This is a genomic window from Streptomyces sp. NPDC005963 (genome assembly GCF_040638655.1).
Classification (GTDB): domain Bacteria; phylum Actinomycetota; class Actinomycetes; order Streptomycetales; family Streptomycetaceae; genus Streptomyces.
This window is the reverse complement of record NZ_JBEXVD010000014.1, coordinates 88,229-102,381: the sequence shown is the minus strand read 5'-3', so window position 1 is coordinate 102,381 and position 14,153 is coordinate 88,229. Positions and strand designations below refer to the sequence as shown.

Annotated in this window: 13 protein-coding genes; 9 read left to right on the top strand and 4 right to left on the bottom strand. The window is 69.7% G+C overall.

The genetic code is table 11. The features are described from left to right. Window positions 1–3: 3 nt before the first annotated feature. The 5 genes from ABZ348_RS19995 (at window position 4) to ABZ348_RS19975 (ending at window position 6,382) form a co-directional block, all read left to right on the top strand. Complete coding sequence (locus ABZ348_RS19995) at window positions 4–1,194, top strand: ATP-grasp domain-containing protein (RefSeq protein WP_358934792.1); 1,191 nt, start codon at window positions 4–6, stop codon at window positions 1,192–1,194. 32 nt (window positions 1,195–1,226) lie between these two features. Next, window positions 1,227–2,951, top strand: a complete 1,725-nt coding sequence (locus ABZ348_RS19990) for an IucA/IucC family protein (RefSeq protein ID WP_358934919.1) — start codon at window positions 1,227–1,229, stop codon at window positions 2,949–2,951. After that, complete coding sequence (locus ABZ348_RS19985; RefSeq protein WP_358934790.1) at window positions 2,948–4,702, top strand: IucA/IucC family protein; 1,755 nt, start codon at window positions 2,948–2,950, stop codon at window positions 4,700–4,702. Before ABZ348_RS19990 ends, ABZ348_RS19985 begins: the two co-directional genes overlap by 4 nt. Next, window positions 4,699–5,967 carry a type III PLP-dependent enzyme gene (locus tag ABZ348_RS19980; protein WP_358934788.1) on the top strand — a complete coding sequence of 423 codons (1,269 nt, stop codon included), beginning with the start codon at window positions 4,699–4,701 and terminating at the stop codon, window positions 5,965–5,967. Before ABZ348_RS19985 ends, ABZ348_RS19980 begins: the two co-directional genes overlap by 4 nt. A gap of 73 nt (window positions 5,968–6,040) precedes the next feature. Beyond that, window positions 6,041–6,382, top strand: coding sequence for a DUF1275 family protein (locus tag ABZ348_RS19975; protein ID WP_358934787.1), 342 nt, complete (start codon window positions 6,041–6,043; stop codon window positions 6,380–6,382). A gap of 70 nt (window positions 6,383–6,452) precedes the next feature. Here ABZ348_RS19975 and ABZ348_RS19970 read toward each other — a convergent pair whose 3' ends face one another. Next, entirely contained in the window at window positions 6,453–7,094 is a 642-nt protein-coding gene (locus ABZ348_RS19970; protein ID WP_358934785.1) for an HD domain-containing protein, read from the bottom strand. A 501-nt stretch (window positions 7,095–7,595) separates the two neighbouring features. On the opposite strand from ABZ348_RS19970, the gene tgmA reads away from it, so the two are divergent. The 3 genes from tgmA to ABZ348_RS19955 all read left to right on the top strand — a co-directional run bounded on the left by tgmA (window position 7,596) and on the right by ABZ348_RS19955 (window position 9,364). Further along, entirely contained in the window at window positions 7,596–7,787 is a 192-nt protein-coding gene (gene tgmA / locus ABZ348_RS19965; protein WP_329013359.1) for a putative ATP-grasp-modified RiPP, read from the top strand. A 13-nt stretch (window positions 7,788–7,800) separates the two neighbouring features. Further along, the gene (gene tgmB / locus ABZ348_RS19960) at window positions 7,801–8,742 is read left to right on the top strand and encodes an ATP-grasp ribosomal peptide maturase (RefSeq protein ID WP_358934783.1); all 942 of its coding nucleotides are present in this window, start codon (window positions 7,801–7,803) and stop codon (window positions 8,740–8,742) included. Window positions 8,743–8,908: 166 nt separating this feature from the next. Continuing rightward, window positions 8,909–9,364, top strand: coding sequence for a lamin tail domain-containing protein (locus ABZ348_RS19955; protein WP_358934781.1), 456 nt, complete (start codon window positions 8,909–8,911; stop codon window positions 9,362–9,364). Window positions 9,365–9,423: 59 nt separating this feature from the next. Here ABZ348_RS19955 and ABZ348_RS19950 read toward each other — a convergent pair whose 3' ends face one another. The 3 genes from ABZ348_RS19950 to ABZ348_RS19940 all read right to left on the bottom strand — a co-directional run bounded on the left by ABZ348_RS19950 (window position 9,424) and on the right by ABZ348_RS19940 (window position 12,036). After that, on the bottom strand, window positions 9,424–9,639 hold the full coding sequence (locus tag ABZ348_RS19950; protein ID WP_358934780.1) for a YbdD/YjiX family protein: 216 nt from the start codon (window positions 9,637–9,639) through the stop codon (window positions 9,424–9,426). Beyond that, a complete protein-coding gene (locus tag ABZ348_RS19945; protein ID WP_358934917.1) occupies window positions 9,636–11,717 on the bottom strand; it encodes a carbon starvation CstA family protein in 2,082 nt (693 codons plus the stop codon). The genes ABZ348_RS19950 and ABZ348_RS19945 overlap by 4 nt, the downstream gene beginning before the upstream one ends. Window positions 11,718–11,853: 136 nt before the next feature. Continuing rightward, window positions 11,854–12,036, bottom strand: coding sequence for a DUF3311 domain-containing protein (locus ABZ348_RS19940; RefSeq protein ID WP_358934915.1), 183 nt, complete (start codon window positions 12,034–12,036; stop codon window positions 11,854–11,856). Between the two features lie 258 nt (window positions 12,037–12,294). Here ABZ348_RS19940 and ABZ348_RS19935 point away from each other — a divergent pair, with 258 nt between their 5' ends. After that, window positions 12,295–13,860 (top strand): sodium:solute symporter, encoded by a 1,566-nt coding sequence (locus tag ABZ348_RS19935; protein ID WP_358934778.1) that lies wholly within the window; start codon window positions 12,295–12,297, stop codon window positions 13,858–13,860. Window positions 13,861–14,153: the final 293 nt, after the last annotated feature.

Below are 14,153 nucleotides of genomic sequence, written 5' to 3'. Positions count from 1 at the left end.
CCCATGCAGATGTATGTGCTCGCCCTCAATCCCACCGATTCGGTCTCCGAGGGCTTCCTCCCCGCCGCACAACGGCTCGGCCTCGGCATCACCCTGCTGACGGACCAGCCCCGGGCGCACCGCGGGCGTCACCCCGAGACGGAGGTCCTGGAATGCGACGTCCGTGACCACCACGCGGTCATCACCAGCATCTCCGCGCATCGCACCCCCGATGCGATCTTCAGCAACAGCGACCACCTCCAGACCCAGACCGCGCTGGCCGCCGAGTTCTTCGGACTGCCGGGCAAGAGTTGGCAGACAGCACTGCGCACCAAGGACAAGGCCCAGATGCGCCGTCGCCTCGCCGCAGCAGGCGTCTGTACCGTCCGGTCCGTCGAACTGCCCCCCGGCCAGAACCTCGCCGACCCGACTCCGCTCGGCATCCCCTACCCCTGCGTGCTCAAACCGCGCGAAGGGGTGGCCAGCGAGGACGTCGTACACATCGCGGACCACGACGGGCTCGTCCACCACGCCGGTGCCATCCGGACCCGTCGCCCCGGTGCCACCCTCGTCGCGGAGGAGTATCTGCCCGGTGAGCTCTACACCCTGGAAACCCTCGGCGACGGCGAACGCCTCCACGTCCTCGGCGGCTTCCACACCGAACTCTCCCCGCTCCCCTACTTCATAGAGGAGCGCCTCACGTTCGTCGGCGCACACCCGGAGCCCATCACCGAACAGGTACTCGCCCAGCTCGCGACTCTGGGGGTCGGCTTCGGCGCCTGCCACACCGAGTTCGTCGTCCACGAGGGACGGGTGCGCCTGATCGAAGTGAACTACCGCGCCATCGGCGACCTGTGCGACCTACTGCTCGCAGAGCTCCTCGACATACCGTACTTCGAGCATGTGCTGCGCACCCATCTCGGACGACCCCTTCCCTCCGACCTCGCGGCCCGGGCCGACGGCGCGGCCACCCTCGCCTATCCGTGCGCCGACCGGGCCGGCACTCTGACCGCAGCGCCCGGCCCGACCGAATTCACCGCCGACGGCGTCCGACTGACCTACCGGCCGACCCGCCGTCCCGGCGAGCGCCACCCGCTCCACCACACCAATCGAGACTTCCTCGGCATCGTCCGTGCCATCGGTACGGACCGGACAGCCGTCGACCGGGCCGTGGACGACTTCCTCGCCCGGCAGAGCTGGGAGATCACCCCGTGACCGTGACCCGCACGGACAACGACGAAGACCTGATGCTCCAAGTCCTCAGCACCCTGCTCCGCGAAGACGTGGCAGGGCTGCGGAGCCGCACCACCACCGTGAACGGACCGGACGGCAGTTGGCTGCGCCTCGCCTCGGCGACCCAAGGCGCCCTCCTGCTGCCCGTCCAACGCAGCGCCACCGGCTACCAGAGCCGGATCGAGGCCAGGCTGCCCCTCCTGCGGAGGGAGGAGGACGGCCGAGAACTGACCCGTGCCGACGACATACTCGCCGCACTCGCCGCCCATGCGGACCCCCGGGACCGTGCGGGCTTCGCCGCGTTCGCCACCGAAGTCCGCCAAGCCGAGCAGGCCAGGCAACTCCACACGACCTCCCAGGAGGAGATCGGCGCCGCACTGGTCACCCGCTACGGGCCCCGGCCGGCCACCCAGTGGCGGGGACCCGTTGCCGCCCTCGCCTTCGACACCCTGGCCGCACGTCTCGACCACCCCGTCTACCCGACCGGCCGGGGCCGCGCCCATCTGACCGAAACCGATCTGCGCAGGTACGCCCCCGAGTTCCACCCCCGCTTCCCGCTGCGCTGGGTCGCCCTCCCCCGGGAGGCCGTCACGACCCACGGCACCCTCCCCGACGTCTTCCCCACCCCCTCGGCGGTCGGCCTGTCCGAAGAGAAGGACCGCACCCACATCTGTCTCCCCCTGCACCCCCTCACCGTCGGCGAGCCGCTGAACCGGGCCCTGCACTCCCTGGGACTGGGAGACCGGGCGGCCCTCGCCCCGGCAGCATGGCTGGAAGCCGTCCCCACGCTCTCCATGCGGACCGTCGCGCTCGCCGACACTCCCGACATCCACCTCAAGCTGCCCCTTGCGACCGCCACCCTCGGACGGCTCAACCGCCGCACCATCAAGCCCGGCACCCTCATCGACGGTGTGGCCGGTCAACGCCTCCTGGAGGAGGTGATCGAGCGGGAACCACGCTTCAGGCACACCATCCTGCACACCGACGAAAAGCAGTTCGCCCACGCGGGCCACGAACTCGTCGCTGTCCTCGTACGCCGGCTGCCCGCCCCACTCGACGACACCGCCGTCGTGCCCCTCGCCGCGCTCCTCGCCCCCGCACCCGGCGGAGGGCTCGTCATCAAGGACCTCGCCGACCACTTCTACCGGGGCGACCCGCTCGCCCTCCTCGACGCCCTCCTCACCCTCCTGTTCGACTGGCAGACCACGCTCCTCGGCTACGGCATCGCCCTGGAGTCACACCAACAGAACGTCTCCCTCCTGTTGGACGCACCGTACGGCCGGACCCGGTTGCGCCTCCTGTTCAAGGACAACGACGGCCCCCGCATCCACACCGCCCGCCTACGGGCCACCCTCGGCCAGGACGGCGCAGGCTTCGACGACCCGCGCATCCACACGAACAGCGACGCACCGATACTCGACCTGTTCACCACCATCACCGTCCATCTGTGCGCCGGCGCCTACGCCTTCGGTCTGGCGCGCCACGGACACGCATCGCTGGAAGCGCTGCTCACCCTCGTGCGCGACCGACTCGGCGAAGCAGCGGATCGGCTCGGCACCCGTCCGGGACAACCCGGCGCCCTGCTGCGCACCCACGTCCTCGATGCGGCCCACCTGCCCATCAAGGCCATGGTCACGGCGGGCACCCTGCTCGCCAAGGAAAGATCAGGGGCAACGGACATCAACAAGCACTACGGCACCGGCCCCAACTATCTGGCGCCAAGGAGTGTGCGGCCATGACGAGTACCACACCCGATCGACCCCCCACGCCGGCCGGACCGCCCGCCGGCATGCCCACCGCCGACGAGGCCGTGGCCCACACCCTCCTCAACTGCCTGCTCCGGGAGGTGTCCGGCCCCGAGCACCAGACCGCCGTCATCGACGGCCACCTGCTGGTACGGCTGCCCCGCCGCGGCGTGCTGCTCCGGGTGGCCCTGCGCCGCACCTCGCTGCTCGGTGCCCACCGCTTCACCGGGCCCGTTCAGACCCAGTCGGGGGAGCACTGGTCCATCCTGGACTGGCAGCAACTGGCCGAACACACCCACGCCGAACTCTCCCTGCGCACCGGCGCGCGCAACGAGGAGTTCCTCGGCCAGGTCACGGCCAGCCACCGCGCAGTCGACGCGGCACTGACCAGGCAGGTCCCACCACCGGCCACCGCCGATGACGAACCGTTGGCCCGTTACCTCGCCTCCGAGCAGTCCCTCATCCTGGGCCACCGCTTCCACCCCACCCCGAAGGCACACGGAGGCGACCAACGGGCCTGGGCCACCTACGCACCGGAGGCGGGCGCCCGCTTCCCCTTGCGGATGCTCGCCGTCCGCACCCCGCTCATCGCCGAGGAACGCGCGGAGCCCGACGCCGCCGACATCCTGGACCGACTCCACCCCGTCCCCGACGGCTACCGACTGCTGCCGGCGCACCCCTGGCAGTACGACCACCTGCGCAACCGCCCGGATGTGGTTGCCGCCGTCGGCCGCGGCGACATCCTGGACCTGGGCCCGGGCAAGCGGGTGTTCACCCCCACCGCGTCCGTACGGACCCTCTACGACGGCCACGCCTTCCTCAAGTTCAGCCTCAACGTCCGCATCACCAACTGCGTGCGGAAGAACGCGCACTACGAACTCTCCGGCGCCGTGGCCCTCACCAGACTGCTCGCCCCCGCCTTCGACGACCTCGCGACCCGCTTCCCCCGGGCTGGGATGCTCCGCGAACCCGCCTACCGGAGCATCGCGCTGCCCGGACCCGACGGCCGTCCCGACCTCGCCCTGCTGGAAGGCTTCGGCGTGATCGTGCGCGAGGGGCTCGGACCGCGACTGCTGGCCGGCACCACCCCGCTCCTGGCCGCCGCCGTCGCCGACGAGTACTGCTCGGGGCCCGCCCAGATCTCCCAACTGGCCGGCAGCAGCCCCACGGCCGCCCTGGACTGGTGGCGGACGTACCTCGCGCTCCTCGTCCCGCCCGTACTCGCCGCCTACTTCGACCATGGACTCGTCCTCGAACCGCACCTCCAGAACGTCGTCGTGTGCATCGACGGCGACGGCAGGCCCGCCCAGATCCTCTTCCGCGATCTGGAAGGCACCAAGCTCCTGCCCGAACACCACGGCGCTGCCCTCGCGGCGCTGCCCCGTGACGTGGCCGAGCCGATGACCTACGACGCCCGCCGCGGCTGGGACCGGGTCGTCTACTGCCTGCTCGTCAATCACATCGCGGAACTCCTCGCCGCACTCGCCGACCTCCATCCGCAGACCGAGGCCGCACTGTGGGCACAGGTGCGCCGGACCATCGTGCGCTACGCCGAGGAGCACGGCTGCCCACCGCAACTGACGGCCCTCCTCGCCGGCGTCCCCTTGCCGGCCAAGGCCAATCTGCTGGCGCGCTGGGAGCGTTCGGCGGACCGGGAGGCTGGCTATGTGCGGCTGCCGTCCCCGTTGGCGGAGGACGTCCTCTCCGAAGCGATCCGCGCCAACGCCGATTGGAGCACGCGATGACCACCCCACCCCCCGTCCTGGCACGGGTGCGTGACCTGCCCCCCGAAGCCCTGCCCGCCTACGTCTACGACCTCGGCGCACTGCGTGAACACGCCCGAGCCGTACGGTCCGCGCTGCCCGCGGGCGTGGAGACGTACTACGCAGCCAAGGCCAATCCGGAAGGGCCGATCCTGGCCGAACTGGCCCGCTGGACCGACGGCTTCGAGGTCTCGTCGGGCGGCGAGCTCGCGCATGTGCGCGAGTGCGTGCCCGGGGCGCCCCTGGCCTTCGGCGGTCCGGGCAAGACACCGGCCGAAATCGCCTCGGCCCTGCGCCTGGGAACCGAGCGGTTCCATGTGGAGAGCGCCCACGACCTCAGGATGTTGGCCGACCTCGCCGCCCGGATCGTTCCCGATGCGCGCGTCGCCGTCCTCCTCCGCTTCAACCTGCCCGTCGCCCGACACCTGCTCGCGAACAGCGCCCTGGCGATGGGCGGGCGTCCGACCCCGTTCGGAATCGACCCCGTCGAGGCGGACACCGTGGTCCGTACCGTGGTCGAGCAGCATCCGCAGTTGGAACTGCGCGGAGTGCACGCCCACCTCGCCAGTGGGCTGGCGGCCCCCGAGCAGCTCGCCGTCGCGGGGGCCGTGGTGGACTGGTCCGCAGCACTCATGGCCCGGCACGGTCTCGTGCTGCACGAGGTCAACGTCGGCGGTGGCATGGCCGTCGACTACGCCCGTCCCCACGAGTGCTTCGACTGGCCCGCCTATGGGCGGGGCCTCGCCTCGCTGATCGACCGTCATCCGGGACTGACCGTACGGATCGAGCCCGGGCGGGCCCTGACGGCGTACTGCGGCTGGTACGCCACGGAAGTGCTCGACGTGAAGCACAGCCATGGGGAGGAGTTCGCGGTCCTGCGCGGGGGCACCCACCATCTGCGCACCCCCGCGACCAAGGGGCACGACCAGCCCTGCGAGGTGCTGGCCGTCGACGACTGGCCCTATCCCTGGCCGCGATCGACCCTCGCTCGGGGGCCGGTCACCCTCGTCGGGCAGCTGTGCACGCCCAAGGACGTCCTTGCACGGAAGGTGCCAGCCGCCGGACTGCGGACCGGAGACCGGATCGTCTTTGCGATGGCGGGCGCCTACGCCTGGAACATCTCCCACCACGAGTTCCTGATGCACCCCCGCCCGGGGTTCCATTTCCTCCCTGCGGCCGAGGAGCCTCCGGTCGTCGACCCGAGGGGGAACGACGAGTTGACGACACGACAGACCGCCGTCCTCTAGCGGCCGTTGCCGTACCCGCATGTTGAGGATGACCAGTCGACCAGGAGAGGGGAGGGGCGGAAGGAGCTGTGCCGTGAAGCCGGAGCCCGGGGCTGCCCTCACCGTCGCGATGGCGGTGCTCAACGTCACCACCATGCGGGCGAAGGTGCCCGATCTGCCGACCACCGTGGCCACCCGGGCGGTCACCGCCTTGCTGGCTCCGCTCGCGTTCGACTCGCAGATCCCGGCCGGCGCAGGCAGTCAGGTGCGCAGGGCCGCCTCCGCCGGCGCGATGTTCGTCGGCGGTCTGCTCGGCGCCCGACTGCTGCGCGAGGCCGTGCACCCCGCCGTGGTGTTGTTGGCGGTCGCGGCCATGGTGCTCGTGGTGGGAGTCGGCTACGGTCTGATCCTGCGGCGCGGCCACCGCGGCGCGTAGGGACCCTCCTGCGCTCGGTCAGGGGTACGGACCACCGCACGGCCCGATCCGAACGGATCGTGACCCCCGCTCACTCGGGCCACGGCGAGTCCAGGATGGTCGCGACGAAATCGCCGCGTTCGAAGCCCGGCTCGTAGTGCGCGAGGACATCGGCCTTCACATTTCCGAACGTGGTCTCCGGTTTTGGTCGGATTCCCTCGGTGAACGCCGCCAGGATCCTTCGTTTGAAGCCAGGGCGGGGATGGAGAGCGACGATGGAGGCACGCTCCGTATCGGTGATCTCGTGATATCCGATACCGAGCACATCGTATTCAACACCCGCCGTAACCAGAGCCACCTCGGGCTCCATGAACTCGGGAATGCCGGGCGTGGTGTGCAGGGCGATCGCGGTCCACACCCGTCGGATGCTGTCCTCGGGAACCCGGCGGCTTTGGAGAAAGCGGCGGGCCTCGTCAGCGCCGTCCACTTCGAAGCGCCTACCGCTGTCGTGGAATCGCTCGCCGAGGCCCAGATCGTGGAACATGGCTCCGATGTAGAGGAGTTCGGGGTCGAAGGAGAGGCCCCGGTTGCGCCCTTGGAGTCCGCCGAAGAAGTAGACCCGGCGCGAATGGTGGTAGATCAGGGAGTCGGTGGTGTCGCGGACCAGCTCGGTCGCCTCCCTGGCGAGGCTGGTGTCCGGGACCTGCACGGTCGGGTGGAGGTCTGCCGGCACGGCGGTCACTTCCTTTCCGCGTACGGTCGGTGGCGAACCGTATCGTTTGGGTCGTCGGGATCGTGGGAGTACCGGCTTCGGGACCGGGTACCCGAAACCCAGCTTCCGGGTCCGGGGGCCGGTTTGCGCGGACGACTCACTGATCGACAGCGACTTATCACGCTGTGTTCACCAAAGCGTGGGGTGGCTGTCGTGATATTCGGGTTGGCCGTGTTCCACGGGACCCATGAGGCAAATGGTGACGGACATCACTCGCTGTTGGGGTGCACGGAATAGCCACTTCGAACGTCTCTATAAGTGCCAGGAATACGTCAACGACCCGCATGTGTGGGTGTGTTCGCCATATGGATATACGGCTGCTCGGATCGGGGACGTCCGACTGGTAGCCAGCATGAGCAATATAACGGAATGTGATGAGTCAACTACATCGACTTCCGCGTATTGCTCTCATGAGGCCACGCAGTGGCCACGGAACAGTCCCGTGTGGGCCAGGGAGAAACCATGAAACCGTTCGCGTGGAACTACGCACGTCCGGCCGAACTGGCGCCTGTCATCGACCAGTACTCGTATGACTCCACCCTTCAGCTGAACGTCCTTCCGGACGGTCGGCCCGCCATCATGGACAGGGCACTGCTGGCGGCGGTCGGCACCACCACGTCCACAGCCGGCTCCGCCACCCACTTCGACGACTGAACCGCGCTGCACGATGACGGTGTTGATCCTGACCTGTGAGCAGGACGTGACGGCGGACATGGTGGTGGCGCAACTCCACAAGCGAGGCGTCCCCCTGGTCCGATTCGACCCGGGCGACCTCCCGGGCGAGGCCACGCTCTCCGCCGAGTACGTACGGGGGGAGTTCCGCGGCTATCTGTCGGTGGGTGGGCGCGTGGTGAGCATGGACGGGCTGCGGTCGATCTGGGTGCGCAGGCCCGGTGAACCCGCGGCCCACGCGCCCGAACCGTCGGCCTGGCTGTCGGCCGAGAGCGGGCAGGCGCTCTACGGGATGCTGGAGTGCACCCAGGCCCGGTGGATGAACGATCCGTCAGCCGCGGCGAAGGCGCGCCTCAAGCCCTGGCAGTTGCGGCTGGCGCACCGCAGCGGGTTCCCCGTGCCCGCCACCGTCATCACCACGTACCCCCGGGTCGCCCGGCAGTTCGCCGACCAGTACCGGCACGTCGTGGTGAAGGCGGTGTCGGGCAAGCCGCCGAGCGATCCGCCCATGGCGCTGCCCACGAGCCTTGTGCCGCAGGACGCCGACTTCTCCGATGTCGCTGCCGCCCCCACCCTGTTCCAGCGGTACATCGCCAAGTCCGCCGACATCCGGCTCACCAGCGTCGGCGCGGAGTCCTTCGCCGCGCGGAAGGTCGCGGAGCCGGGCCAGGTGGACGGACGGTACGGCGACACTGAGCACGGCTGGCTGCCGATCGAGGTGCCGGGTCGGGTGGCGCGTGCGGTGGCCCGCTACAAGGAGCTCGCCGGGCTGGCCTACGGCGCGTTCGACTTCGCGGAGGACTCGGAGGGCACCTGGTGGTTCCTGGAGTGCAATCAGGGCGGCCAGTTCGGCTTCATCGAACTGGAGACCGAGCAGCCAGTGGCGGACGCTGTCGCGGCCTGGTTGAGCGCTCCCGGCGAGGAGATCCCCGGGTGATGGCGGCCCTCGGCCGGCCGTCGGGCAGTCGGAGGACCGTGCCGCGGGTCCCCGATTCCTTCACATAGTGCAAAGAGTCTTCACTTCGTGTGATCTTGGCTTAGTCTGAGCGCCTCGCCGGGCCCGAATTGTGGGGGGTGCCCGGCCTGAGTTCACAAGGATGCTCATGCTCAAGACCCGTACCGTCGCCGTCGCCGCCGCCACGGCGTGTCTCGGCGGGCTCGTCCTGCTGCCCTCGACCGCACAGGCCGCCACGGGATCGGTTCATCTCTACAAGGTCTACTACGACAGCCCGGGCTCCGACAATCGGAGTAACGCCAGTCTGAACGGCGAGTGGGTGCAGATCCGCAACACCACGAAGTCGGCCGTCAACTTGAAGGGGTGGACGCTCACCGACGCCGCGAACCACAAGTACGTCTTCGGGAGCTACAGCCTCGGCAAGGGCAAGACGGTCACGGTCCGGACCGGCAAGGGCACCAACAACGCCACCACCCGGTACCAGGGGCGCGGAGCCTACGTCTGGAACAACGACAAAGACACGGCGACCCTGAAGAAGGCGTCGGGCACCAAGGTCGACGCCTGTTCGTACAACTCCACGCGGGTCGACTACAAGAACTGCTGATCGTCCCGCTCCGGGTGTGTGCCCGCCCGCTCGGGCGGGCACACAGCGCCGATTGCCGCTCAGCAGCACCCCGAGCCCGGTTCGGCCTCCCGGCGACGGGCGCGCAGCCGTTGGAACTCCCGCCGGGTCGGCGACGGTACCAGCGGATGCTTCTTGCGGTGACGTGCGCAGTGCCGCTCGTAGGCCGTCTCCCCGGTCAGCTCTCTGAGGTACCAGTGCACCGTGCCCAGGGCCCGCCGGACGGCGTCGAGGAGGAAGTGCAGCCGGCCCCTCACTCCCGTGCTCCGACCGGCTCCACGACGGGCACGTCGAGACGGGAGGCGACGTAGGGCGTCTCGGTGGTCGGCGGCGGGGTGGGAGAACGCAGGGTCCGCACGCACACGAGCGCGGCGTTGACGATGACCGTCGTCACCAGCACCACGAAGAGGACGATCAGCACGCCGTCCACGGTGGAGTTGGTCACGATGGTGTGCATGTCGTCCATGCCCTTGGCCGGCGGCAGCACCTTTTCCGCGTCGATCGCATCCGCGTACCGGTCCCGCTGGGCGAAGAACCCGACCCGGGGATCGTCCGAGAAGACCTTCTGCCAACTCGCCGTGAAGGTGACCGCCACCGTGAAGGCGAGCGGTACGCCCGTCACCCAGGCCCAGCGGAACCGCCCCGACTTGATCAGCACCGTCGTCGCCACGGTCAGGGCGACGGCGGCCAGGAGTTGGTTGGCGATCCCGAACAGCGGGAAGAGCTGGTTGATCCCGCCGAGCGGATCGGTGGCACCGGCGTAGAGGAAGTACCCCCAGCCGGCCACGACGACCGCGCTCGCGATCCAGATGCCAGGCTTCCAGTGGACCCGGCCCAGCGGCTTCCAGACGTTTCCCAGCATGTCCTGGAGCATGAAGCGGCCGACCCGGGTGCCGGCATCGACGGTCGTCAGGATGAACAGGGCCTCGAACATGATGGCGAAGTGGTACCAGAACGCCTTCATGCCCTCACCGCCGATGACGTCGGAGAAGATCTGCGACATGCCGACCGCGAGGGTGGGCGCCCCACCCGTCCTCGCGACCAGGGTGCTCTCCTCCACCGCCTTCGCCGCCGCCGCCAACTCCGCGGGCGAGATGGTGAATCCAAGGTTTGCCACCGCCTGCGAAGCCGATTCGACCGTGGGGCCCAGCACGCCCGCCGGAGCGTTCATGGCGTAGTACAGACCCGGGTCGAGCACCGAGGCTGCGATCAACGCCATCACGGCCACGAAGGACTCCATCAACATGGCCCCGTAGCCGATCATGCGGACCTGGGACTCCTTCTCGATCAGCTTCGGCGTGGTTCCGGAGGAGACCAGCGAGTGGAAGCCGGAGAGGGCACCGCAGGCGATGGTGATGAACAGGAAGGGGAAGAGAGAGCCCGCGAAGACCGGTCCGTCGCCCGCCGAGGCGAACTCGGTCACCGGCTCGGCCCGCAGGACCGGGGCGGCGACCAGGACACCGACGGCCAACAGCGCGATCGTCCCGATCTTCATGAAGGTGGAGAGGTAGTCGCGGGGCGCCAGCAGCATCCACACCGGGAGCACGGAAGCGATGAATCCGTAGGCGACCAGACAGAACACCAGGGTGGTCGGATCGAGCGTGAAGGTGTCCGCGAGGGAGGAGTTCTGGATCCAACCGCCCCCCACGATCGCCAGCAGCAGCAGGACGACACCGATGAGACTGGTCTCCAACACCCGCCCCGGCCGGATGACATGCAGATAGAACCCCATGAACAGGGCGATCGGGATGGTCATGGCCACGGAGAAGGTGCCCCAGGGCGAGTGCGCCAGCGCGTTGACCACGACCAGTGCGAGCACTGCCAGCAAGATGATCATGATCATGAAGACCGCGATCAGCGCGGCGGCTCCGCCCACCTTGCCGATCTCGTCCCGGGCCATCTGCCCGAGGCTCTTGCCGTCGCGCCGCATCGACAGGAACAGCACGACCATGTCCTGCACCGCACCGGCGAAGATCACTCCGAAGACGATCCAGATCGTGCCCGGCAGATAGCCCATCTGCACCGCCAGCACCGGCCCCACCAGCGGACCGGCACCCGCAATGGCGGCGAAGTGGTGTCCCAGCAGCACCCGTCGATCGGTGGGCTGGTAGTCCACCCCGTCTTCCAGCCGTTCGGCCGGCGTCGCCCGGGTGTCATCGGGCCGCAGCACGCGCGTCACGATGAACCGTGAGTAGAAGCGGTAGGCGATGGCGTACGTGCCCAGCGCTGCGGCGACCAGCCAGACGGCGGAGATCTCCTCGCCGCGCGACAGGGCGAGCACGCCCCAACACACGGCCCCGAGAAGGGCGATGCCCACCCAGACGAGGATCGACATCGGATTCGCCCGGGACAGGGGCGCGGATGACCGGGACACAGTGCTCCTAACGGTGGGGGGTGGCACAGCGGGCACGAGGGACCGGGTGGGCCGCGCCGGGGGAAGGGACGGCGCGGCGCCGGACGGAGGCGTCAGGTCATGGGCCCGAACGCCGCCGCGTCAAGAGGTGCGCGACGAGCAGCACCAGCGTGCAACCCGGTACCCAGGCGAGTTGATACCAGTAGAAAAACGGGACTCCGGCCAGGCGAGGCCGGTCCTGCGCGTACCAGGGCACCCACAGGAGGGCGATGACCGGGACGATGAGGCACACGCCTGCCACCGTGCGGCGGACCCTGCCCGGGCCGCCGTTCCGTGGTGGGTGGATGCTTTCCGTCAAGGGTTCCTCCGTCGTTGTCCGCCGTCCGTCCCTGTTTTCCGCCGGTCTGTGGAAGAGTTGCCGGTCCGAGCGGTTTGGTTGACACGGAGTACACACGAACTTGACCGTGGACTTACTCTCCCTCGGGCCGGACGTGCCTCCCGAGCGGCCGGACGACAGCCCAGGCGCATCGTGCGCAGCGAACAGCACGGACGGTGAGCGATGACCGAAGGTGCCGTGGCCGCGGCGTTCCTCGCCGTCATCGGCGCGGTGTCGCTGCTGGCGGCGTGGGCCCGACGCTTCCACGTCCGCGACACGCTGCCCTCGCTGGAGGGCTGGGCTCTCGCCGACCGGAGCCTGGGCACCGGCTGGACCTGGCTCCTCCTGGGCGGGACGGTCTTCACCGCCTACACCTTCACCGCGGTCCCCGGCCTCGCCTACGGAAACGGCGCTCCCGCGTTCTTCGCCGTCCCCTACACCGTCATCGTCTGCCCCCTCGCCTTCGTCCTCCTGCCCAGGCTCTGGTCGGTCGCCCGGGAGCACGGGTACATCACCGTGGCCGACTTCGTCCACGGTCGGTACGGTTCCCGACTGCTCGCCCTCGTCGTCGCGCTCACCGGCATCCTCGCCACCATGCCCTACCTCGCCCTCCAACTCCTCGGCATCCGTGCCGTCCTGAACGCCGGCGGGATGGACACCTCGGACACCTTCACCGTCGATCTGGCGATGGTCGCCCTGTTCGCCGGACTCGCCGTCGCCACCTATCGGCACGGGCTGCGCGCCCCGACGGTCATCTCCGCGTTCAAAGGGGTCGCCGTCTTCGCCTCCGTCCTGGCGATGGTGTGGCTGGTGCTCGACGGACTCGGGGGACCCGGCGCGGTGTTCAGCAGGGCGGCCGAGCGGCTGGGCGCGCAGGACGCACCCGGTGCCTCGCTGCTCCTCGCCCCGGACCAGCAGCCCGCGTTCGCGACGCTCGCCCTCGGCTCGGCGCTCGCCCTGCTGATGTACCCCCACGTCCTCACGGCGGGGTTCGCCGCATCCGGTCCGGCCACCTTGCGCCGGGTCTGCGTGGCGCTCCCCGCCTGGACCGCGGTCCTCGCCCTCTTCGGACTCCTCGGCGTCGCCGCCATCGCGGCCGGGGTGCGCACCCCGGAGGGCAGCGCGGAGTCCGCGGTGCCGATGCTCGTCGACGGGTTGATGCCGGCACCGATGGCGGGGCTGGTCTTCGGCGCCATCACCGTGGGGGCCCTCGTCCCGGCCGCGGTGATGTCCGTGGCCGCGGCGACCTCGTTCGTCCGCAACGTCTACGTCGAGTACGTCCATCCGACCGCGACCCCCAAACGCCAGGTACGGATCGCCCAGGCGGTCTCGCTCACCGCGAAGGTGGGAGCCGTCGCCTTCGTCTTCGGGCTGCGCGACCAGGCCGCGATCAACCTGCAACTCCTCGGAGGCGTATGGATTCTCCAGATCTTCCCCGCCGTGGCCATCGGCCTGTACACGCGCTGGCTCCACGACCGCGCGCTGCTCGTGGGCTGGGCGCTGGGCATGGCCTTCGGTACCGTCATGGTCGTACGGGAGGGATTCTCGCCCGTCATACCGCTCGGCCCGAGCGGCCACACCGTTGAAATCTACGCCGGGCTCGCGGCCCTGCTCCTCAATCTGGTCGTCGCCGCAGCGGGTACCGCCCTGCTCCGGTGGAGGGGCGCCCCACAGGGTCCGGATGTCACCTCACTGTCCACAGGGCCTTCAGTCCGGCCCCGGCCCGAGACGGGAACGACGTCCCCATGAGACGGACCTTGCGAGCATCCCGCACCCTCCTGCCCCCAGAACCCGCGACGGCCGTGGAGCAGGGGGCAGCCGCGACCGCAGCCGATCCGACGTCCGCATCCGGATCGGCCGGCAAGTCCGCCCACGACGAGCGGGGGGAACGCGCCCCGGGCCTGGTGCCGGGCCAACCGCAGCCCAGGGGCGAGGAGTCGGGCGACGCTCCCGACCGAAGCCGGGACACGGTCCCACAGGGGCACCCGCCCCGGCCTCCCCGAGGACTCCCGCGGCAGGGCACGGGCGAGCCGGAGCGGGAG